Origin of the sequence: Geomonas diazotrophica, from assembly GCF_019063885.1 — a bacterium.
Taxonomy (GTDB): Bacteria; Desulfobacterota; Desulfuromonadia; order Geobacterales; family Geobacteraceae; genus Geomonas; species Geomonas diazotrophica.
The window spans coordinates 4436340-4457806 of record NZ_CP077684.1 but is presented as its reverse complement, the minus strand read 5'-3'; the positions used below and the strand labels follow the sequence as shown (position 1 = coordinate 4457806).

Here is a 21467-nt window from a genome sequence, read left to right as displayed (position 1 = left end):
AAACCCTTACCTGCCGGCCTCCCCACATCCACTGTAGGGGCGAATAATCATTCGCCCGCCTTTCCCGCATCCGCACCTCTCCTGCCGTTAACCATGCCCAAGGCACCTTCGGCTGGGCAAATGGTTATTTGCCCCTACAAACCCTTACCTGCCAGCCTCTCCACATCCACCGTAGGGGCGAATAATCATTCGCCCGCCTTTATCGCATCCACACCTCGCCCGCCTGCAACCATCCCCGGTCACCTGCGGCTGGGCAAATGGTTATTTGCCCCTACAAACCCTCACCTGCCAGCCTCCCCACATCCACCGTAGGGGCGAATAATCATTCGCCCGCCTTTATCGCATCCACACCTCTCCCGCCTGCAACCATCCCCAAGGCACCTGCGGCTGGGCAAATGGTTATTTGCCCCTACAAACCCTTACCTGCCAGCCTCCCCACATCCACCGTAGGGGCGAATAATCATTCGCCCGCCTTTACCGCATCCGCACCTCGCCCGCCTGCAACCGTCCCCAAGGCACCTGCGGCTGGGCAAATGGTTATTTGCCCCTACAGCCTTAAGGACCTTCCTCTCGCCCGCTGACGGGTTGACAGCGCCCAATACGCAAGTAACGTTTAATGGTTTGCCACTCCACCATGAAGGGAGGCCACATGAAAAGGATGCATTTGTTTCTACTCGTGCCGCTTTGCCTCTGCAACTCCGCATTTGCCGCGGACGACCTGATGTCGCGCGCCAACAAGCTGTTCAACCCGATCCCGACCAAGGCCCCTCCCCTCAAGGGGAATCCGGCCACGGCGGCGAAGCTCGATCTGGGCGCAAAGCTGTTTTTCGATCCACGGCTTTCCTCCTCGCAGCTCATCAGCTGCAACACCTGCCACAACGTGGGACTGGCAGGAGCCGACCTCCAGGAGACTTCGACGGGACATGGCTGGCAGAAAGGGCCTCGCAACTCCCCCACCGTGTTCAACGCGGTGTTCGACGTGGCGCAGTTCTGGGACGGGAGGGCCAAGGACTTGCAGACCCAGGCCAAGGGCCCGGTGCAGGCGGCGGTCGAGATGAACAGCAACCCGGAACTTGTGGTGAAGACGCTGAAAAGCATCCCCGGCTATGCGCCGCTGTTCAAAGCCGCCTTCCCCCGTGCCGCCGACCCTGTTAGTTTCGACAACATGGCCAGGGCGATCGAGGTGTTCGAGGCAACTCTGCTCACCCCGGACTCCCCGTTCGACCGCTTCCTGAAAGGTGATGCCGCGGCCTTGAACGCCAGGGAAAAACGGGGCTTGCGCATCTTCATGGACAAGGGTTGCGCGCCGTGCCATGCCGGAACCAACGTGGGGGGCGTCGGCTACTACCCGTTCGGTGTCAGGGAGGCACCCGCTACCGAAATCCGACCGTCGGGGGATACCGGCCGCTTCATGGTCACCAACACGGAAAGCGACCGCTATGTTTTCAAGGCTCCATCGCTGCGCAACGTCGCCGTAACCCAGCCCTATTTCCATTCGGGAAAGGTATGGAAACTCTACGATGCGGTGGTTGTGATGAGTTCGGCTCAACTTGGGGTGAAGCTGAAGGAAGGCGAAGTGGAGGATACGGTCGCTTTTCTGAAGACGTTGACCGGGCGGCAGCCGAGGCTTCACTACCCGCTGCTGCCGCCGAGTTCGGACGATACGCCCCACCCTCAGCTAAAGTGAGGTGCGGGACGCCGGTGACATGCGTTTTATCGTGCTGGGCCAGGGTCCACCTGGCCCAGCACCTTTTTCAGGGACACCAGGTCGTACGGCTTCTGGATGAACTGCGCGCCCTGGTGTCCCGACAGCCGCCTCGCCTCTTCTGCCGCGCTGAAACCGCTGGAAAGGACGATGCGCACGTCGGGCCGGATGCTGCGCAGGTGCTCCGCAGCGGTCATGCCGTCCATCTGGGGCATGGAGAGGTCCATGATCACCACCCCGATCTCCGCCGCGTGCTCCCGGAACAGCGCCACGGCCTCCGGGCCGTCCGAGGCGACCATGGTGCGATATCCCAGTCCGCGGAGCATGGCGCGACATACCATGCGCACCATCTCCTCGTCATCCACGATCAATACCATCTCCGGCACTTCCGCGTCAGGCTCTTCCGCCACCGCAGACGCCGCAACCTCGGTCGAGGGAATTTCCTTGCCCCCTCCCTGCTTTGCCAGTGCCCTTTCCAGCACGGTTTCCCTTGCGACAGGTCTGCCCTGCTCCGCCTGCACCATGTCACCGGTGCTCGCCGCACTGCCTGGCCCAGAGGCTGGGAAGAGGACCTTCACCCTGGTCCCTGCCCCCGGTCCGCTCTCCACGAAAATGGCGCCTCCATGCCCCCTGACGATCCCCTGTACCGCCGAAAGTCCCAGCCCCCTCCCAGTGAACTTCGTGGAGAAGAACGGGTCGAACATACGCTCGCTGGTCGCCCGATCCATTCCGCAGCCGTTGTCTGCGACCTCGATGGAAAGGAAGGTTCCCGGCTGAGGCTTTTGCTCCAGTCGGCTTTTTGCCAGTTGCGTCGCGCCTAAACTCGCCACTCCGGTCGTCACGGTTATCGCCCTCCCCTCCCCTGCCGCCTCGATGGCGTTGGTCACCAGGTTGACGATCACCTGCTGCATCTGCCCCGGGTCTGCCTCAAGGAGCGGGAGCCCCTGCTGCAACTGGACCGCGACGGTGGCACCCTTGCGCAGTGAAGCCTTCATGAGGTCGACGTTCTCCCCCACAAGGCGGTTCAGGTCCACCAGCTTGACGCTGTACCCCCCCTTCCCCGAATAAGCCAGCATCTGTCTGGTCAGGTCCCCCGCCCGCTTGGTCGCCTGGTGGGCATTCTCCAGGTACTTGATCGCCGGGCTGTCCTGCTCCAGCACGTGGCGCACCAGTTCGACGTTGCCGCCGATCGCCATGAGCAGGTTGTTGAAATCGTGCGCGATGCCGCCCGCGAGCACCCCGAGGCTCTCCAGCTTCTGGGTGTGGAGCAGCTGCCGCTCGAGTTCGCCGCGTTCAAGCTCGGCCTGCCGTTTCAGGGTGATGTCCTCGCCGGAACTCAGCACCCCCTGGATGTTCCCTTCCTCGTCCCGCAACAGGATGTTGTGCCAGGAGATGAGCCGCTCACCCTTGTCCCGGGTCAGGATGTGGTTTTCATAGAATTCGAGGAGCTGCTGCTCGCCCCGCATGAGGCTGTCGAAGACCTCGCGAACCCCCTGCTGCTGATCTGGAGGGAGGAAGTTGTCGAACCAGTTCACCCCGAGGAGCTCTCCCTCGGAGGCGCCCAGGAGCTGTGCCCCGGCCCTGTTGATCATCCCGATGCAGCCGTCGCTCCCCAGCAGCACCAGCATGGCGCCGGCCAGGTCCAGGTAGCGCCGCGCATTCTCCTTCTCGTGGCGCAGCTCTTTGGTTCTCTCGGCGACCTTCCTCTCCAGTTCCTGGTGCGAGTCCTCGATCCGCCTGGCCATGCTGTTGAAGGTTGCCGCCAGATCGACGATTTCCTGGGGCACACCTCTCTTTGCCACGGACCTCGCCGACAGATCCCCCTGCTCCAGGGCCAGCACGGTGTTTCTCAGCTCCCTGATCGGTCCGGCGACCCTCTCCCCACCCCAGCTCACCAGCAGCAGCGCAATGGCGATCATGCCCAGCCCGAAAAGGGCGGCCCGAGTCTTCGTGGAGACCAGGGGCGCAAAGGCCTTTTCCTGGTCGATTGCCACGGCTATCCCCCATCCCTGCGCCGCCCCCAGTGGCATGAAGCGGTATGCGGCAAGGATCCGGCGCCCATCCTCCAAGGTCTCCAGACGGGAGGATTCGGTCATGGTCATGGCCTGTTGCGACAGTCTCGTCATCAGCGGGTCGTGCGCCGCCTCCCCCGGCCTGCGCTCCGGCACCGACGCCAGGAGCTCCCCCTGCGCCCCGACCAGAATCATCTGGTTCCCAGCGGCATCCGCGATTCCGGGGAGCAGCGCCAACGCCTCCAGGCTCTGCTGGGGCCTGGTTACTCCTACCAGGACCGCCGGCACCTCTCCTGTTTCCCGGCCGGCCCTGTCCCTGGTCACAACCTGCCGCGAGATCAGGATCACCGGGTGCCCCTCGGCCCAGGCCGTGCCGATCTGCTCGGTGGCCCCCACAGTGAAGGCCGTGTCCAGGAAGTCGCCGTAACGATAGCTCCCCCCGACCTGGTCCGGATCACTTGCGGCAATGATCTTCCTGGTCTGGGTCACCAGTGCCAGGCTGTCATAGGTGTCGGGGGAGGTTCGCTTGAGGGTGAGTAAGTGCTGGGAAAGGAACCGGGCCCTCTCTTGGGGGGGGACGGCCCGGGTCGCCTCCTCTTTGAGGAGCGCCGCCGCCTTCTCGACGAAATCGCTGGAGTTGGCCACTACCGCGAGTTCCGAGCGGCGCGACGCGAGCCAGGTGAGGATGGATTGCTTCTTCAGGTCCGCGGCGTTTTCCAGGGTTCGGACAATCTCCGCCTGCTTCAAGCCGTGAATCCCCTCGATCCCCAGCCACGGGGCGCCGTAGACCAGGACCAGGAGCAGGGAGCCACCGCCCAGTAGCGATAACACGCCGAAATAGGCGATGATGCGATCGCGTATACCCTGCAATCTTCGCTTGCCCTTTCTCGGCGCGTTCACGGCCTATACTCGAACTCACCCAGCCGGTAGCGCTGGGGGGACTTCAGTACCTGCTGCAGCCCGTCATAGGCGAAAGCCCGCTCCACCCTTTGATAGTCGGCACCTGCGGGGATCTTTCCCAATTTCTTGAGGAAATAGAATTCCTCCTTCAAGGGGGGGTGCCCCGAGAGCCTCACGATGACCGGCGCCGCCGGAACGTCGAGGATCTCACGGCGAGTTATCTCGATGACGTGGGTTTGCGGCAGTTTCTGCAGGCGCGGGTTCAGCGACTCGGCATCCTTTGCCGCCCAGAGCGCCGCCTGCTGCAGGTTGGCGTTGCTCTGGCGCAACCAGTTCAGGGCCCGCACCAGGGCGGCGGAAAGTGACAGCGCCGCCTGCGGATCGCGGCGCACCAGGCTCCCCGAAACGAGGAAAAAGTCGCTGCTTGCGCCCCGGAACAGCACCCGCGCCTCCGTGTTCTTGACCAACGTCAGGGTCGGAGCGGGCTCCCAGGCGACGAAGGCGTCCACATCTCCCGCTTCAATCGAGGCGGGCATGGCGTCTATGTCCATCGGGACCAGCCTGACATCCTGCTCGGTCAGACCGACGCTTGCCAGGGCCTGCAGCAGCGTGTGATGCGCCGACGACCCCTCCGGGTACCCCACCCGCTTCCTTTTCAGCTGTGCCAGCAGCGATATGTTCCGTGCCACCACGGAGGTGAAGGTCTTCTTGGTCAGCCCCACCATGCAGACGTCGCTACGGATCGCCATCCTGATGGCGGGCATGTCTCCCACGATCGCGGCACTGAGCGAAGTGCCGATCAGGTCGACCATGTCGTTGCCTTTACGGAAGGGGACCAACTTGAGGGAGTAGCCCGACGCAGCCAGTTCCCGTCTCAGAATGGCATCATGCCCCAGCACCGTCCCGATCATGGCCGCCGGATACCCCAGGGGCTGCACACCGACCTCGATGACCGTGGGTCGGCCGGAGGGTAAAGGGGCTGCGTGGGCACGCCCCAAAGGGATGAGGACCAGCAGGAACAGAATCAGGATGTGCCAGCGTAGTATGAACTGCATGACAAGGTTCTCTCAGGACAGGCCATCGGCGCCGCAGCTTCCTTGGCGGCCAGGCGGCGGTGCGGCTGATGTCAGTGGCGGGGCAGCCGAAACAGTCTCGATATCTGGTTGACGTATCGGCAAACAGGAAAGGTACTTGAGGACTTTAGCAAGGGCGACGGCGGAGACGAAGAGGTTACGGCAGGGGAGGGGAGGAAAGAGAAAAGCCCCCCTGGGAAGGGGGGCTGCGGTCGGTATTACATGAAGTGCCAGATAAGGCCCAGGTCGTAGGAGGTTTCCCGCACCTTGGACCCGAAGGAGAAGGTCCCGCTCGAGTCGGTTTCGCTGATGCTGTTGTCGAGGGCGCACATACCGCCGACATGGGCCTCGAAGCGGCTGGAAAACTGGTACCCGACCCCGAAGGTGAAATGGTGTTCGGCGATGGCCGGGAAGCCGATCATGCGCAGGTACTCGTACAACAGCGTCGGCACCGCGTTTCCCTGCACGTTGCTGGTCCCCGAGGCATCGAACCCTTTGTGCAGGCGGACCGGGCTCTTGCCGTAGTTGTAACCAAGGCGCAGGGTGAGCCCGTCGGGGTCCTTGTACTGCGCCCCCAGGGCGTAGACCCACTGGTTCCTCCAGTCGAAATCCTTGTACCCCTCGGCATCCGCCCAGTTCAGCCACTTCACATCGGCTTCCAGGAGCAGCTGGTCGCTGGGGCGCCAGGCGACGCCGGCCGAGGCGTTGCGCGGCGACTCCATGTCCAGCTCACGCTTTTGCGGCCCGATGCCGAAGTCCGTGACGTTCTGGTGCGACATCTTTTCCTGGGTGGTGTAGCTCGCCCCCAGCGACCAGGAGCCGATGCGGTAGAGGGCCCCGAACTGCTCGCCGAATCCGTAGTTGTGGGCGGTCCCCTCGCCGAGGTCCAGTGAACCGTAGAGCAGGTGCATCGAGGTGCCGATGGAGAAGTCCGGGGTTACCAGGAAGGCAACGTTGGGGGCGAACTTGAGGATCTGCAGCTGGGTGTAGATGTCCCCCTCGCCACCGGGGGTTAACGGGTTGAGATCGATCCCCTTGTTGCGGTAATCGACCCCCATCCCGGTGATGCCGAACATGCCGAGCCCGAAGCGCAGGCGGTCGCTGATCGGGGTGATCATGCCGACCGCCGGGATGACGAAGGGCTCCATGCCGCTCTTGGCCGTCGTCGTGTTGGAGCCGACCCTGACGGTGGCCTTGACTGAGGGGTTGTAGACCGTCGAGGCGAAGACGAACTCGCTGCCGGGGCAGTAGGGGCCCATGCAGACCGCGGCGGGGTTGGCGAAGATGGCGCTGATGGCATCCTGAGGCGCCGCGACGCCGGCTCCACCCATGGCACGTGCCGCGGGCGCCACGCCGATCAGGGTGTCACCGTTGGTTGCCCATGCTTCAGGTAAGGAAAAGGAAAGTACCAGTGCTGCCGCCGCTGCCAGAACCGCCTTCTTCGCCATAAGACCGCCTCAATGAGATAAATTCAAGCGCCTTATAGCATTTTTCTCACAAACTGTAAATCATCCATTTATACGTATACAACGACCAAAGATCACATTTTGCGCGTGCTGGGGCGTTACAACCACCCTTTGCGCTTGAAATACCAGTAGGGAGCGAACCCGGACACAATCATCAGGAAAAGGGCCCAGGGATAGCCAAGTCCCATCTTGAGTTCGGGCATGACATCGAAGTTCATGCCGTAGATGCTGGCCACCAGGGTAGGTGGGAGAAAGACCACCGCCGCGATGGAAAAGATCTTGATGATCTGGTTCTGCTCGATGTTGATGAAGCCCTGGGTCGAGTCCATGAGGAAGTTGATCTTGTCGAACAGGAAGGTGGTGTGCGACATGAGCGTCTCGACGTCCCGGGCGATCTCCCTGAGCGTCTCGGTCTGGTCGGTGCGGTCCCGCAGGTGGCGCAGCAGAAACGAGATGTCCCTCTGGGTATCCATGAGGCAGAGGCGGATCTTCCCGTTGCTGTCCTCGAGCCGGGCCAGTTTCCCGATGGCGTCCTCAAGCTCCGACTTGTCGTCTTCGAGCACCAGGTGGCTCACCCCTTCGAGCTGGCGGTGGATGTCCTCGAGGGTGTCCGCGTGGTTCTCCACCTTCTGGTCGAGCAGGGTTACCAGGAGCTCGGCCGGGGAGCGGCACTCGACGTGCCCCCTGCGGGCGCGCATGCGCAGCAGGCGGAAGTCGGCGAGGTCTCCCTCGCGGATGGTGATCAGGTGCTTTTGCTGCAGGATGCAGGCGACGGTGAGCGTCATGTGACGCCCCTCGCTCTGGGAAAGGAACAGCGGGTGTACGTGGATCCCGGCCGCGTCCACGAAGCAGCGGGCGGAGGTCTCGATCTCGTCTACCTCGTCCGACTCCGGGATGTCGGTGTGCAGCAGCAACTCAAGGAGGTCCCTCTCGTCGTCGTCCGGCTCGTGCGCGTCGATCCAGTCGGCCTTGAGGATCTGGTTCGGGAGGTCTTCCCTCTGGGAATCCATCTCCTTGATGAGCCCGTTGTCTATCTTGAAAAGCCTAAGCATGGTGCGCTCCTGGCAGGTCAGGCGCCGGTGCCGGCCGCGGCAAACCGACCGCCGGATCCTTTTTTTACGGGGTCAACAAGAAGGGCGGCCTCATCGGCCGCCCTTGTCTGTGGTCCTATACTATTTCTGCGTCAGTCGGTGCACGCAGTCGACCATGAAGATGGCGTTTTCGGGGGGGACGGTCGGGAGGATGCCGTGCCCCAGGTTGAAGATGAGGCCCGGTCTGCCGGCGTTCTCGTCAAGCACGCGCTTGACCTCGCGCTCGATGATCTCCTTGGGAGCGAAGAGCACGGTCGGGTCGAGGTTCCCCTGCACCGCCATGTTGCCCAGGATGTCGCGGGCCTTGCCCAGGTTGACGTGCCAGTCGAGGCCCATGACGTCGCCGCCGGCCTGCTTGACGATCTCCAGCATGGTGCCGGCGCCCTTCACGAAGTGGATGACCGGGACGTTGGTGCGGTTCAGGCCGTTGATGAGGCGCTGGGTGTAGGGGAGGACGTAGCGCTCGTAGTCGGACGGGGAAAGCATGCCACCCCAGGTGTCGAAGATCTGGATGGCCTGTGCGCCGGCTGCTATCTGGGCATTCAGGTACTCCATGTCCATGGTGGTGATCTTGTCCATGAGGGCCGCGTAGATCTCGGGCTCCGCGTACATCATCTTCTTGAGCGCGGCGAAATCCTTGGATCCCTTCCCTTCGACCATGTAGCAGGCGAGGGTGAAGGGGGCGCCGCCGAAGCCGATCAGGGGCACCTTGGCGGCCAGTTCCTTCCTGAGCAGCTTCACGGCGTCCAGCACGTAGGGGACGTCGGTCTCCATCTTCGGGATCTTGAGCGCCTCGACGTCGGCCATGGTGCGGATCGGCTTGGTGAAGACCGGGCCCGGGGTGAAGTCGAGTTCCATCCCCATCGGCTCGATCGGGGTGAGGATGTCGGAGAAGAGGATCGCGGCATCGACGCCCAGGATGTCCACCGGCTGAATGGTCACCTCAGCGGCGAGTTCCGGGGTCTTGCAGAGTTCCAGGAAGGTGCATTTGGAACGGACGCGCATGTAGTCGGGGAGATAACGGCCAGCCTGGCGCATAAGCCATACCGGCACTCGGTCCACCGGCTTACCCCAACAAGCGTCTAAAAATCGAGTATTCATTGTAATCCTCCTGGGTGAAATTTAGGTATCTCTCGATCAATGCAAAATCTAAAAACCCGATCGTCCTGTGACGTTGACCGTCTCTTCTCCCCCTCGGAGAGGGTGGCCGAAGGCCGGGTGAGGGGTTTGCCTACGCTGCGCCGCCTCTGGGTTGCGCCCCCCTCACCCTGTCCCTCTCCGGAGGGAGAGGGGACGCGGGTAGGGGAGGGTGTTACTGGTTTCAACGTAGAACGTAGAACTTGGAACGTCAGTTAGTCTTTCTGCTTGCGCTGCACCTTGATCGGCACGTAGTTGCAGAACGGTTCCTCTTCCATGTAGTCGCCGTACACCGCATCGGCGCGGGCGCGGCAGCCGCCGCAGACGTTCAGGTACTCGCAGTCGCCGCACTTCCCTTTGTACGCCTTGAAATCACGGAGATCCTTGAAGATCTCGGAGTTCTCCCAGAGCTCCTTGAAGGGGGTTTCCTTCACGTTGCCAGCGGTGCGGTGGAAGTAGGAGCAGGGTTTCAGGTTGCCGAAGCAGTCGATCAGGCAGATGGTCTGCGCGGCGATGCACCCCTTGCCGCCGCCGGTGGAGAAGGTGAGGGAACGGCGCTCGAACTTCTCCCCTTCCGCTTTCGCCTTCTGCGGCACGATGCGGTAGTAGTGCGGAGCGCAGGTGGGACGCATGAGGATGTCGTCCTCGATCTTCTCCTGGTGGTAGTGCCAGTCGAGGATCTCCTCGTAGTCCTCCTTGGAGATCAGTTCGCTCATGATATCCTCGCCGCGGCCGGTCGGGACGATCATGAACATGTACCAGGCGGTGGCGCCGATGGACTTGGCCACCTTGAAGGTGTTGGCGATGTCGGTCTGGTTCCTCTTGGTGAAGGAGGAGTTGACCAGGAACTTCTGGCCGTGCTTTCTGAAGAGCTCGGCGGCCTTCATCACGCCGTCGAAGGCGCCCGGGCACTGGCGGAAGTCGTCGTGCACGGCGGCGTTGGAGCCGTCCAGCGACAGCGACACCATCTTGATGTCCGCCTTCTTCATCTTCTCGCAGACCTCGTCGGTGACCAGCGACCCGTTGGTCGCCATGCACATCCTGAGGCCGAGCGAGGTGCCGTACTCGGCCAGTTCGAAGATATCCGGCCTCATCAGCGGCTCGCCGCCGGAGAGAACCACGACCGGCTTGGAGAAGTCGGCGATTTCCTTGAGGAGCTTCTTCCCTTCCTCGGTGGTGAAGTCACCTTCCGACGAAGTCATCTCGGACGAGCAGCGGCAGTGCACGCATTTGAGGTTGCAGCGCTGGGTGGTTTCCCAGGCGATCCATTTGGGTACGAACTCTTCGGCCATGGCATCTCCAATAGTTACCCTGGAAAGCGTTGCTATGCGGCGGGGGGCTAATCGACTCGGGCAGGGAACGAATTCACGCCAAAAACGGTCGGCTCTGCGACAAGGTACGCTCGGTTTGCCGCCTTCGCGACACGGCGCCGGAAGGGGGCATCCAGGAGGTAAAAAGTTTACTGCAAACTTTACTATGAATGACTCGGTAAACTCAAGAAGAATCGCTTATTCCGCCATCTTGCGGTTGAAGGTGTATACGGCGATGGTGAAACAGAGGGCGGCGCTCAGCACCAGGTTCACCAGGTACTGTGACGGGATTGCTCCAGTGAGGAGCGCGTCGCGCGCTCCCTCGAATACAGCGGTGGTGGGAAGAAGCTGTATCAGCGGCAGGATGGATGGTGGGTAGGATGAAAGCGGGAAGAAGATGCCCGCCATGAAGATGAGCGGCACGATTACCACCGATTGCACCCGTCCGATGTTCTCCGGCTTGTCTATGACAGTACCGCAGATGGTGCCGAGACAGGAAAAGGTCATGGATGACAGTGCGATGCACAAAAGGTACATCGGCAGGTGAGCGTACTCGATGCGGAACGGGGTGAGGAGGAGGATGACCAGGAAGACCACGGTCCCCTTGACCGCCCCCTGGGAGAAGCCGGAGAAGATCTTACCGATGACGATGTCGTACACGGTGACCGGGGTGACCCGGTATTCCTCGATGGTGCGCTGCACCTTGCGGTGGAACCACATGCTCCAGGAGCTCTCGTCGAACGCGGCGTTCACCGCCGTCATCGAGATGAGCCCGGGCGCTATGAAGAGAGGGTAGGGGACGCCGTTCACGTCGGTGATGTACCCCTTGAGCCCGAAGCCGAAGGCGAGGTAGAGGGTGAGCGGGTAGGCGATCACGGAGACGAGCTCCGAGATGATGCTGCGCCGCAAGACCAGCATGTCCCTGCCCCAGATGGAAAAAGCTCCTTTGAACATGAAAGAACCCGTAGAATCCGTTCTAGGTTCTACGTTCTATGTTCTACGTTGAAGGCCCAGAACCTGGAACGTAGGACATAGAGCGTAGAACGGTTTCATTCTACTCCCTGACTTTCTCCCCGGTCAGCGAGATGAATACGTCCTCCAGGGTGGGCTCCTTCAGGCAGATGCGGCGGATGTCGGGGCCGGTGAGGTGGTCCATGAGCGGCTTTATCGACTCTTCGTCGGCCAGGGTGATCTGGAACAGGCTCCCGTCGCGCTCGACTCCCTTGACGAACGGAAGCCCGGCCAGCACCCCCTGGTAACGGTCGGCATCGCGCCGGAACTCGACCTGGTAGGTATGCGCCCGGGAGAAGGCGTCCTTCAACTCCCCGGCGGTGCCGTCAGCGAGGGTCTTGCCGTGATCCATGATCATGATCCGGTCGCACAGGGCATCGGCCTCGTCCATGTAGTGGGTGGTCAGAAAGACGGTCATGCTCCGGCGCAGGCCGCGGATGTGATCCCAGAGGGAGCGCCTGGACTGCGGGTCGAGGCCGGTGGTCGGCTCGTCGAGAAAGAGCACCCGGGGTTCGTGCACCAGGGCGCGTGCCACCACCAGACGGCGCTGCATCCCGCCGGAAAAGGTGTCGGGAAAATCGTACTGGCGCGCGGCGAGCCCGGTCATATCCAATAGCTCGTCGATGCGCGGGTTGTAGGCCGCCGGCCGCATGCCGTGCAGCTTCGCGTGCAGGGCCAGGTTCTCGCGCGCGGTCAGGTAGCGGTCCAGGTTGTTCTCCTGGGGGACCACGCCGATCATCCGGCGCACCTCCTTTCCCGCCGTGAGGACGCTGTGCCCCTCGACGAAGGCGTCGCCGAGGGTAGGGCGCATGAGGGTGGTGAGGATCTTTATGAGGGTGGTCTTCCCGGCGCCGTTGGGCCCCAAGAGCCCGAAGACGGTGCCCCGCTGCACCTCCAGGGAGAATTCGTCGACGGCCGTGAACCCGTCGTAGCTCTTGGTGATGTCATGCAGCGTGATGGCGTGGGTCATGACCGCCCCAAACAGGGATAAAAGGGATAAAGGCGATAACACGGACAAACGGGATGAAAGGGATTAAGAGACAAGCGATGAAGCGGAAGCGGAAACGCTCTCATCCCCTGCATCCCTGTTTGTTTTTTTACTGCAGCGGAAAGAGAAGGGAGAAGGTGCTCCCGCTTCCTTCGGCCCCTTCCACCCAGACCACACCCTCGTGGGCCTCCATGATGCCGCGCACGATGGAGAGCCCGAGTCCCGACCCCTTGGACATGAAGGCGGTGTCGCCGGAGGAGTGGTGCGCGATGTCTCCGACCCCGTAGAACTTGTCGAAGATCCTGACCCGCTCGTCGGGGGGGATACCTATCCCGTTGTCGCGCACCTGCAGCAGGTAGTAGCTCTGGGCCGTGGCGAAGTTGTTGGGGAAGGCCGAATAGAACTGACGCAGGGTCGGGGTCAGCTCCTTGAGCTGTGCATGCTTCACCACCCGGCCGGTGAGCCGGACCTCCCCCCCGTCGTGGGTGAACTTGATCGCGTTTTCCAGGAGGTTGCGGATCGCCAGGGTGACGAACCCCTCGTCGACCGGCACGTCGGTCTCGTCGCCGCCGATGATCACGCCGATGTGCCGCTCGGAAAGCGGCAGCGCGAAAAGGCTGTGCACCTCGCGACAGACCTGCATCAGGTTTGCGGGCTTCTTCTGCGCCAGCGGCCCCTGGGTCTCGATCCTGGATATGGAAAGGAGGTCCTCGACCAGCTTTCTGAGCTGCACCGTCCCCTCGTAGACCGAGGAGAGGATGCTGTGCTGCTCCGGCGTCATCGGGATCCCGGAATACTTCAGCAGGAACTCGGCCCCCCCCATGATGGAGGTGATCGGGGTCTTGAGCTCGTGGGAGGCGATGCCGATGAAGTTGTTCTTGGCGGTGTTGAGCCGCCCCAGCTCGATGTTGGCCCGCTTCACCTTCTGCAGGTTTTCCTTGAGCTCCATCTTGCTCTTGTACAGCTCCTCGGCCTTCTCCTTCATCTTGTCGTAGAGGCTGTAGTTGTCGATGAGTACGGCGAGCTGCCCGGCGATGGAGCAGAGCAGGAAGACGTCGCGGTCGCTGTAGCTGCGCCCCGATTGGGTCCCCACCGTCATCACCCCCATCACTTCCTGCCCGATCTTCAGGGGGACCGTGCACCAGGAGTGCAGCCCCATGGCAGCGGCCGCCTTCTTGGCCTTGTCCGGGAAGCGCGCATCCGGCTCCTCGCCCAGAAACGGCCGACCGCTCTGCGCCAGCCTGTTCCACTCCTCACCCGCGGGGAGCGACTTCATGGCCTTCTCGAATGCGGGGGACAGCCCCAACGAGGCGCGCATCCTGAGCCGTCCTCCCTCGAAGAGGTGGATGCAGGAGAAGTCCATCTGCAGCATGTTGTGCAGCTGGAACAGGAGGTCTCCCATCACCTTTTCCACCCCCTTGGTGTACTGCAGGCGGAAGGCCACCGCGTACAGGGTGAGGAGCTCCCGGTCGCTGGTCCGCTTCTCCTCCTCGACCTCGCGCCGCTTGGTGATGTCCTTGATGATATGGACGAAGCCTCGGTCGTTTCCTTCGATGCGCATGGGGTAACTGGTCACGTTGTACCAGCCGCTCAGGTTGGGGAAACGGATGTCCTCGTCGGTTTCCCCCTGGCTGTGCAGGAAGCGGAACACCTCCCCATCGGGCTGCTCCCCTCCGAAGAAGATCTCGTCGATGCGCTTGCCGAGCACGGCATCGTACCCGCCGGGGAAGTAGGCCTTGACCCGGCCGTTGCAGCGGGAGATGACCCCCTCGGCGTCTGTGATGATGATCAGGTCGGAGACGGCGTCGAAAACCGATTCCCACTCCGCCTTGCCGCGGCGCACCTTGTCCTGGGTCTGCCGGTGGGTCCGGCGTTCCGCGGCCTCGCGCAACTCGCGTTCCACAACCGGCACCAGGCGGGCCAGGTTCCCTTTCATCAGGTAGTCGTTGGCCCCCGACTTCATCGCGGCGACGGCCAGGTCCTCCCCGATCTTCCCGGAAACGATGATGAAGGGTATGTCCTGACCGCTCTCGTGCAGCACCTGGAGCGCACCCGGGGCGTCGAAGGAGGGCATGCGGTAGTCGGAAATGACGACGTCCCACTTGCGCCCCTCCAGGGCGAGCCGCATCCCCTCCGCAGTCTCCACCCTCTGGTGCTCCAGCTTGTAGCCGCCGTGCGTCAGTTCCCGGATCAGCAGCAGGCTGTCTTCCAGCGAATCCTCAACCAGCAGAAGTTTGAGCTCTTTGGATGCCATGTCTAAACCCAATTGACAATTGACACAGGACAATTGACAACGCTTTTTTTAACAAACGGTATATGCACCAAGGACAAAAGCCGCTGTCATGTTTCGGCAGCGGCCCATTGACTACGGACTTTCGTTGTCAATTGTCAATTCTCCATTGACAACCGACGTCGTTCATTGTCGACGGTCAACGGTCCATTGTCAATTGCCCGGGCCGGCTTTTCGTTGTCAATTATCAACTGACTTGCAGCCGAGGGTGAAATATAGGGTCGCGCCTTGCCCGGGTGCGCTTTCGGCCCAGATCCTGCCGCCATGGCGGGTCACGATGCGCTGGGCTATGGCAAGCCCGACGCCGCTCCCCTCGAACTCGTCGGCACGGTGCAGCCTATGGAACACCGTGAAGAGCTTCTCCGCGTAGGCCATGTCGAAACCGGCGCCGTTGTCGCTGACGAAGTAGATGCGCTCCCCGTTCTCTTCCTTTTGCCCGAAACGGATACGGGCCTCAGGGGTCTTGGAGCTGAACTTCCAGGCGTTGCCGATCAGTATCTCGAGGAGCTGCCGGACCAGCTTCGGGTCGGCCTCCGCCCTTACCCCCTCGGCGATCTCGAACTCTACCCGTCGCTCAGGCTCCTTGTGTTTCAGCTCCAGGGAGATCACCTGGGCCTTTACGCTGAGATCGACTTCCCGCGGCTCCAGCTCGGACCGTCCCGCCCGCACCAACTGCAGCACCGCATCGATGAGCTGCGCCATCTTCCCGGTCGCCAGGCAGATCCGGGTCAGGTACTCCTGCCCCTGGCTACCGAGCGCTTCGCCGTAATCGTCCAGCAGCGCGCGGCTGAACCCGTCGATGTGCCTCAGGGGGGCCCGCAGGTCGTGGGAGACGGAATAGCTGAAGGCCTCCAGCTCCCGGTGCGCCGCCTCCAGCTGGGCCAACTGCTCGGCCACCTGGCGCCGCAACACCGCCTGGTCCGGCCCCTCCGGGCCCGGCTCGATCCGCCGCGCCAGTACCAGGTGGGCCGGCTCCCCCTGGAAGGTGACCGGGTGCCAGGTGAGCTGCAGCTGCAGCTCCGCGCCGTCCTGGCTGCGCTGCAGGCAGGAAACTACCTGGTCTTTTCCACCGGTGGGGGGCTCGATCGGACCGAGGCGAGCGAGGTCCAGTTCCAGGAACTGGCTGCGGCGGTAGCCGTACAGCCTGAGCGCCGCCTCGTTCACCGCCAGAAATCGTCCGGTGTCGCGGTGACAGACCCACATCGCCTCAGGGTTTTCCTCGAACAACTCGCGGTATCCCGCATCGCTTTCTTGCAGCGCCACGTACCCTCCCATCCCAAGATCATGTCAACGAAACTGCCGGCACTCCCATGAGAGGGTTCCCCTCTCCGACGCTGCTCTACTTTACTACATTTGCCAGGAGAAAAAAGCAGAATAATTAGAGAAAGTTTTAAAAACCCTCCTCGTTTGCCACCCCGCGTACTACTAATGAAGCGGCAGCCTTTACTCCTCGGGATCCTCCGGCTGGGCGGGAAGCAAAATGGTGAAGACGCTCCCGGCACCCGGCTCGCTTTCGGCCCAGATGTAGCCGCCGTGGGCGTCGACCGCCTTCCTGCAGAAGGCAAGCCCCAGACCGGTGCCGCGGGTTTTTCCCTGGCGGCGGTTTCTGGCCTGGACGAAGCGGTCGAAGATGGATCCCAGCGACTCCTCGGGAATGCCGACCCCGCTGTCGCGCACCCTGATCCGGACGAAGTCTCCTGCCTCGGGAAGCTGCTGCGGAGTGTAGTTCTGTTCCGGGACCTTTCCCATCACCGTGGCCGGATCATGCACCAGGTCGGCGGAAACCTCGATCTCCCCCCCTTCGGGAGTGAACTTCACCGCGTTGGAGAGGAGATTCCCCATGATGCGGTTGAAGGAGGAACGATCCGCCGAGACGGGAGGCAGGCCGGAGGGTAGGGTGGTGAACAGCCTGATGGCGCCGCGTTGCGCCAGCGTCTGGAACTTGGTGACACTGCGGTTGACCAGGGAGGCCGGCTCCTCGTCCCTGAAGGAGAGCTTCATCTTGCCCGCCTCGAACTTGTGGATGCCGAGCAGGGTGTCGATCATCTCCACCATCTCCTCGCAGCTCTCGATGGCGGCATTCAGGTACTCCCGCTGGTCCGCGGTGATCGGGCCGAGCTTCGCCTCGCGCACCAGGTCGATGGAGCCGACCACCGCGGTGATCGGGGACTTCAGGTCGTGCGACAGCATGCTGACGAAGTCCTCCTTTTCCTGCTCCAGTTCCTTGAGCTTCGAGATGTCGCGGATGATCTCGACGCTTCCGACCAGTGCGCCGGCTGCGTTTTTGAGCGGCGCTGCCGAGGAGAGCACCGGCACCAGCTGCCCCCCGACCTGGAGCTGGTAGGCGACGTCCAGGCACGGCTCCCCGGTGCGCAACGCGGTCCGGGCCGGGAGTTCTCCCCCCGGTACCTCCCCCTTGAGCACCTCTTCCAGGATCTTCCCCTTGATCTCCCCCTCGCCGGAGAGGACGCTCTCCGCCTGGCGACTCGCCATGATGATGGTACCCTGCAGGTCCACCGCCAGCAGGAGGTCCGCCATCCCCTGGAGTACCGTCGCCATCTTGAGGCGCTCCTCGTCCAACTGCCTCTGCAGCCTGGCGTTCTCCTTCCTGGTCCGGTCGATGCCGATGGCGCGCTCCACCTTCTGCAGCATGTCCTCCGCGGCGAAAGGCTTCGAGATGTAGTCGAGCGCACCCTTCTTCATCGCGTCCACCGCGATGTCCTCGCTGCCGTGTGCGGTCATCATCACGACCGGGGTCTGGTCGCTGCGGATGCGGCTCAGCACCTCCAGGCCGTCCATGCGGGGCATCTTGATGTCCAGCATGATCAGGGAGAAATGCTCGCGTTCGACCGCCTCCAGCGCCTCCACCCCGTCGCGGGCCCGCTCCGTCTCGAAGCCGGCGTCTTCCAGCTGCAGCTTGAGGATGAGGGCGATATCCGCCTCGTCATCGACTATGAGAATCTTGTCCTTTTGCATCTGTCTCCCCTATGATTGGCACGGTGAAGCTGAAGGTGTTGCCGCGCTCCTGGGCTGCGGTGTAGAAGATCCGGCCGTGATGGCGCTCGACGATCTCCTTGCAGATGGCGAGCCCCAGGCCGGTCCCCCCCACCTTGCCGCGCTCCTGGCACTCTATCTGCTGGAATTTCTTGAAAAGCTTGTCTCGATCCGACCACTGGATCACACGCCCCTTGTCGGCCACCGACACCACCACGTAGTTACCTTCCTGCTCGGCGCTGATCATGACCACCTTCCCCTCGGGCGAGAATTTCACCGCGTTGGAAAGAAGGTTGGTGATCACCTGGATCAGGCGGTCGCTGTCGCCGTACACCCTTGGGAGGTGCTCGCCGACGGTGTTGACGATGGTGATGTCCCGTCCCATGGCGTAGGACTTGATCTCCTCGACGGCGTACACGGTGAGCTCGCCGATGGAGACCGGCTTGAACTTGAAGACCATCCCCCCCGACTCGATGCCGGAGATGTCCAGGATCTCGCTGATCAGCCGAATCAGCCGCTGCGTGTTGCGGAAGCAGACGGTGAGCAGCTGCCGCTCGGTGTCCGTCAGCCACTTGCTCCGGGTCAAGAGGAGCTGCAGCGATCCTTTTATGGAGGTGAGCGGCGTCTTGAGCTCGTGCGAGACCGTCGAGATGAACTCCGTCTTCATGCGGTCCACCTGCTGCTCCACGGTGACGTCGCGGATGGAAAGGACGATGCCGGCGAAGTTGCCGAACTCGTCGGTGAGCGAGGAGAGGTAGACGTAAAGCCTCTTCCCCTTCACCGTCAGCTCCTCCTTGGTTCCTCCCCCGCGTTCCGGCTGCGCCAGCTCCCTTATGCGCTCCAGCAGGGGGGTGAAGCCGACCAGTTCACAGACCTGCTCTATGGGCTGGCCGACCACGCGATGCGGCACCAACTCGAAGAGCTGCTGCGCGGCCGGGTTGAAGAGCACCACCCGGTTGTTCAGGTCGGTCACCACCACCGCTTCGGCCAGGCTGGTCAGGACCGCCTCCAGCCTCCCCATCTCCATGACCAGGGCCGAGGTCCGATCGTCCACCATCCGTTCCAGCTGCTCGTTCAGTTCCTGCAGATCGCTGGTCTTCTTGTTGATGATGGAATCGCGCTCCCTGAGCGCCTGCACCATCTTGTTGAAGGAAGAGGCCAGCACCCCTACCTCGTCGTCCTGGTGCCCCTCTACCCGCTGGTCCAGGTCGCCCTGTTCGATCTTCCTGGCGCTCGCCGCCAGCTGCCGCAGCGGTCCGGTCAAGTGGCGGGAGGCGAGGAAAGCCAGGCCGAAGGAACAGAGGATGCCGATGAAGGCGGAGGCGAGGATGTTCTCCAGGTTTTCCCGTTTCGTTTCGCTGAACCTCTCCGTGGCCACGGCGACCGAAATGGAGCCGACGAATTCGCCGCGGCTGTTCAGGATGGGATCGATCACCGTCTCGTAGTCTCGGGATCCGATGCGGGCCTCGCCCCTGTACACCTCGCCCCGCTCCAGCACGTCGATGACCCGGGGGGAAAGGGTGGAGGTGTCCCGCAGGGTTCTAGGGAGGCTGCTGGCGATGCGCAGGTCCCGCTGGGTGATGCTGACCTCGACGTCGCTGCCGGACACCTCCTGCAGGTCGCTGGGAAGGGTCGCGTGGTTGTTCAGAATCTCCCCGGCAACGAAGCAGCCGAGGATGCTGCCGTCGCCTCCGAGCACCGGGACCACCACCGTGTTCACCAGCGCCTCCGCGTTGCTCTCCTGTTCGCAGTAGCGCTTGGCCCCTGCCTGACAGAGGACGGCGGCCGGCAGGATCTCTGTCGAGTTCACCACCCGTTTTCCCGCCAGGGCCTGGTCGAGCACCCCAGGAATGTACAGTTCCTCGCCGTCGGAGCCGGTGTCGGCGCCGGCCACGATCCTTTTTTTGCCGTCCAGCACCAGCAGGAAGTCCAGGTAGGGGAGCACCTGGTGCACCACCTTCAGCCGATCGTCCAGCCAGGCCCGGTCTTTGGCCGTGAGGCGTTCCTGCACCAACCGCGAGGTGGCCGGCTGCAGCAGCGAATACTTGGCCACCTTGGCGCGGTCCAGGTATTGGCTGCGGGCGTAGGTGAGGTTGGTATCCAGGTTACGGTCGACCTCTGTGCGCAAGGATGCGCTCATGGTCTTCATGGTCGAGTAGATCAGGGTGGAATAGGAGATGAGGAGAATGGCGAGAATGGACAGGAGCAGTTTGGTTCTTATGCCAAAGCGTGGTTGCATACCCATCCTTGAAAAGCAGATTAAGACTGAGATTAAGAGAAAGAAACCCCGGGGCGGACCACAAACTTAATCTCAATCTTTATCTTAATCTGTATTAAGATAAAGAAACCCCGGGTGGGACCACAAACTTAATCTCAATCTTAATCTTAATCTTAATCTGTTCCTAAGCTCCTTCGGCCTTGAGGTTCCTGGTCATGAGCTCCAGGACCGCTTCGCGCGCCGGCTTGTTCTGGTAGAGCATCTGGTACATCTTTTCGATGATCGGCATCTCGACCCCCAGCTTCTTGGCCAGGTTGTACGCCGATTCCGTGGTCTTGACCCCTTCGGCCACCATGCGCATCTCGCCGAGTATCTCGTCGAGGCGCCGCCCCTGCCCGATCTGGATGCCGACGCTGCGGTTCCTGGACAGGTCGCCGGTGCAGGTGAGCACCAGGTCCCCCATCCCGGCCAGCCCCGCGAAGGTGGCCGGCTGCGCCCCCATGGCAAGCCCCAGGCGGGTCATCTCGGCAAGGCCGCGGGTGATGAGTGCCGCCCGGGTGTTGCTCCCGAAGCCGAGGCCGTCCGAGATACCCGCGGCGATGGCGATGACGTTCTTGATGGCGCCTCCGAGCTCGACTCCCACCACGTCCGAGTTCCGGTAGACCCGGAAGAAGCTGGTGGTGAAGGCCTCCTGCACCCGGCGGGCGACCTCATCGGTCGCCGCGGCGGCCGCGACGGCGGTAGGCATCTCCTGCGCCACTTCCCGTGCGAAGCTCGGGCCGGAGAGGGCGGCGAACCTGGCGTACATCTCGGGAGGAAGGATCTCCTGGTAGATCTCGGAAACCGTGGCGAGGGTATCCACCTCGATCCCCTTGGATGCGGAGACTATGACCGCCTCGCTGGGGATGAAGGGGAGGGAGCCGGTTATCACCCGGCGCACCAACTGGGAGGGGACCACGCAGAGCACCATGGTGCAGCCGCGGTACGCTTCCTCCAGATCGTTGGTGAACGCGAGCCTCTCGTGCAGCTTGATCCCGGGGAGGAACAGGTCGTTCTCCCGTGTCTCGCGCATGGTGAGGACCAGTTCCGGCTCGTAGGCCCAAAGGGTGACCTCGTGCCCCTTCTTGGCGAGCAGGTCGGCCAGCGTGGTGCCCCAGCTGCCGGCACCTATGACTGCAACTTTCTCTAGCATCTATTCAAGCCCTCTTACCGAATATCTAGCCCTCATGAGGACTTCATTGTAGCACAGATGATTAAAATTCCCCTCCAAAA

Annotated in this window: 14 protein-coding genes; 1 reads left to right on the top strand and 13 read right to left on the bottom strand. The window is 62.5% G+C overall.

Annotated elements, in window-relative coordinates; all coding sequences use genetic code 11:
- Positions 1 to 649: 649 nt before the first annotated feature.
- Positions 650 to 1687 (top strand): cytochrome-c peroxidase, encoded by a 1038-nt coding sequence (locus KP003_RS19690; protein ID WP_216789791.1) that lies wholly within the window; start codon positions 650 to 652, stop codon positions 1685 to 1687.
- A 26-nt stretch (positions 1688 to 1713) separates the two neighbouring features.
- Here KP003_RS19690 and KP003_RS19685 read toward each other — a convergent pair whose 3' ends face one another.
- The 13 genes from KP003_RS19685 to KP003_RS19625 form a co-directional block, all read right to left on the bottom strand.
- Positions 1714 to 4587 (bottom strand): hybrid sensor histidine kinase/response regulator, encoded by a 2874-nt coding sequence (locus KP003_RS19685; RefSeq protein WP_216789789.1) that lies wholly within the window; start codon positions 4585 to 4587, stop codon positions 1714 to 1716.
- A 26-nt stretch (positions 4588 to 4613) separates the two neighbouring features.
- Complete coding sequence (locus KP003_RS19680) at positions 4614 to 5672, bottom strand: ABC transporter substrate-binding protein (protein ID WP_216789787.1); 1059 nt, start codon at positions 5670 to 5672, stop codon at positions 4614 to 4616.
- A gap of 236 nt (positions 5673 to 5908) precedes the next feature.
- On the bottom strand, positions 5909 to 7138 hold the full coding sequence (locus tag KP003_RS19675; protein WP_216500547.1) for an OmpP1/FadL family transporter: 1230 nt from the start codon (positions 7136 to 7138) through the stop codon (positions 5909 to 5911).
- Between the two features lie 116 nt (positions 7139 to 7254).
- Positions 7255 to 8208 (bottom strand): magnesium/cobalt transporter CorA, encoded by a 954-nt coding sequence (gene corA, locus KP003_RS19670; protein WP_216500548.1) that lies wholly within the window; start codon positions 8206 to 8208, stop codon positions 7255 to 7257.
- A 120-nt stretch (positions 8209 to 8328) separates the two neighbouring features.
- Positions 8329 to 9348: a uroporphyrinogen decarboxylase gene (hemE, locus tag KP003_RS19665; protein WP_216789785.1), complete on the bottom strand. Its 1020-nt coding sequence runs from the start codon at positions 9346 to 9348 to the stop codon at positions 8329 to 8331.
- A gap of 251 nt (positions 9349 to 9599) precedes the next feature.
- Positions 9600 to 10676 carry a radical SAM/SPASM domain-containing protein gene (locus KP003_RS19660; RefSeq protein ID WP_216500550.1) on the bottom strand — a complete coding sequence of 359 codons (1077 nt, stop codon included), beginning with the start codon at positions 10674 to 10676 and terminating at the stop codon, positions 9600 to 9602.
- A gap of 216 nt (positions 10677 to 10892) precedes the next feature.
- Complete coding sequence (locus KP003_RS19655; protein WP_216500551.1) at positions 10893 to 11648, bottom strand: ABC transporter permease; 756 nt, start codon at positions 11646 to 11648, stop codon at positions 10893 to 10895.
- Positions 11649 to 11748: 100 nt separating this feature from the next.
- The gene (locus tag KP003_RS19650) at positions 11749 to 12675 is read right to left on the bottom strand and encodes an ABC transporter ATP-binding protein (protein ID WP_216500552.1); all 927 of its coding nucleotides are present in this window, start codon (positions 12673 to 12675) and stop codon (positions 11749 to 11751) included.
- A gap of 127 nt (positions 12676 to 12802) precedes the next feature.
- Positions 12803 to 14947 (bottom strand): hybrid sensor histidine kinase/response regulator, encoded by a 2145-nt coding sequence (locus tag KP003_RS19645; protein WP_216789784.1) that lies wholly within the window; start codon positions 14945 to 14947, stop codon positions 12803 to 12805.
- A 216-nt stretch (positions 14948 to 15163) separates the two neighbouring features.
- Positions 15164 to 16246: a PAS domain-containing sensor histidine kinase gene (locus tag KP003_RS19640; RefSeq protein ID WP_216789782.1), complete on the bottom strand. Its 1083-nt coding sequence runs from the start codon at positions 16244 to 16246 to the stop codon at positions 15164 to 15166.
- A gap of 180 nt (positions 16247 to 16426) precedes the next feature.
- Complete coding sequence (locus tag KP003_RS19635) at positions 16427 to 17959, bottom strand: hybrid sensor histidine kinase/response regulator (RefSeq protein ID WP_216789780.1); 1533 nt, start codon at positions 17957 to 17959, stop codon at positions 16427 to 16429.
- Positions 17928 to 20216 (bottom strand): ATP-binding protein, encoded by a 2289-nt coding sequence (locus tag KP003_RS19630; protein WP_216789778.1) that lies wholly within the window; start codon positions 20214 to 20216, stop codon positions 17928 to 17930. The genes KP003_RS19635 and KP003_RS19630 overlap by 32 nt, the downstream gene beginning before the upstream one ends.
- 163 nt (positions 20217 to 20379) lie before the next feature.
- A complete protein-coding gene (locus KP003_RS19625) occupies positions 20380 to 21387 on the bottom strand; it encodes an NAD(P)H-dependent glycerol-3-phosphate dehydrogenase (protein WP_216789776.1) in 1008 nt (335 codons plus the stop codon).
- Between the last annotated feature and the right edge of the window lie 80 nt (positions 21388 to 21467).

Bases quoted from the DNA above. Each gene is read 5' to 3' on its own strand.
- KP003_RS19625 (WP_216789776.1), bottom strand. From the start codon at position 21,387: ATGCTAGAGAAAGTTGCAGTCATAGGTGCCGGCAGCTGGGGCACCACG.
- KP003_RS19630 (WP_216789778.1), bottom strand. From the start codon at position 20,216: ATGCAACCACGCTTTGGCATAAGAACCAAACTGCTCCTGTCCATTCTC.
- KP003_RS19635 (WP_216789780.1), bottom strand. From the start codon at position 17,959: ATGCAAAAGGACAAGATTCTCATAGTCGATGACGAGGCGGATATCGCC.
- KP003_RS19690 (WP_216789791.1), top strand. From the start codon at position 650: ATGAAAAGGATGCATTTGTTTCTACTCGTGCCGCTTTGCCTCTGCAAC.
- hemE (WP_216789785.1), bottom strand. From the start codon at position 9,348: ATGAATACTCGATTTTTAGACGCTTGTTGGGGTAAGCCGGTGGACCGA.
- KP003_RS19645 (WP_216789784.1), bottom strand. From the start codon at position 14,947: ATGGCATCCAAAGAGCTCAAACTTCTGCTGGTTGAGGATTCGCTGGAA.
- KP003_RS19655 (WP_216500551.1), bottom strand. From the start codon at position 11,648: ATGTTCAAAGGAGCTTTTTCCATCTGGGGCAGGGACATGCTGGTCTTG.
- KP003_RS19660 (WP_216500550.1), bottom strand. From the start codon at position 10,676: ATGGCCGAAGAGTTCGTACCCAAATGGATCGCCTGGGAAACCACCCAG.
- corA (WP_216500548.1), bottom strand. From the start codon at position 8,208: ATGCTTAGGCTTTTCAAGATAGACAACGGGCTCATCAAGGAGATGGAT.
- KP003_RS19680 (WP_216789787.1), bottom strand. From the start codon at position 5,672: ATGCAGTTCATACTACGCTGGCACATCCTGATTCTGTTCCTGCTGGTC.
- KP003_RS19650 (WP_216500552.1), bottom strand. From the start codon at position 12,675: ATGACCCACGCCATCACGCTGCATGACATCACCAAGAGCTACGACGGG.
- KP003_RS19675 (WP_216500547.1), bottom strand. From the start codon at position 7,138: ATGGCGAAGAAGGCGGTTCTGGCAGCGGCGGCAGCACTGGTACTTTCC.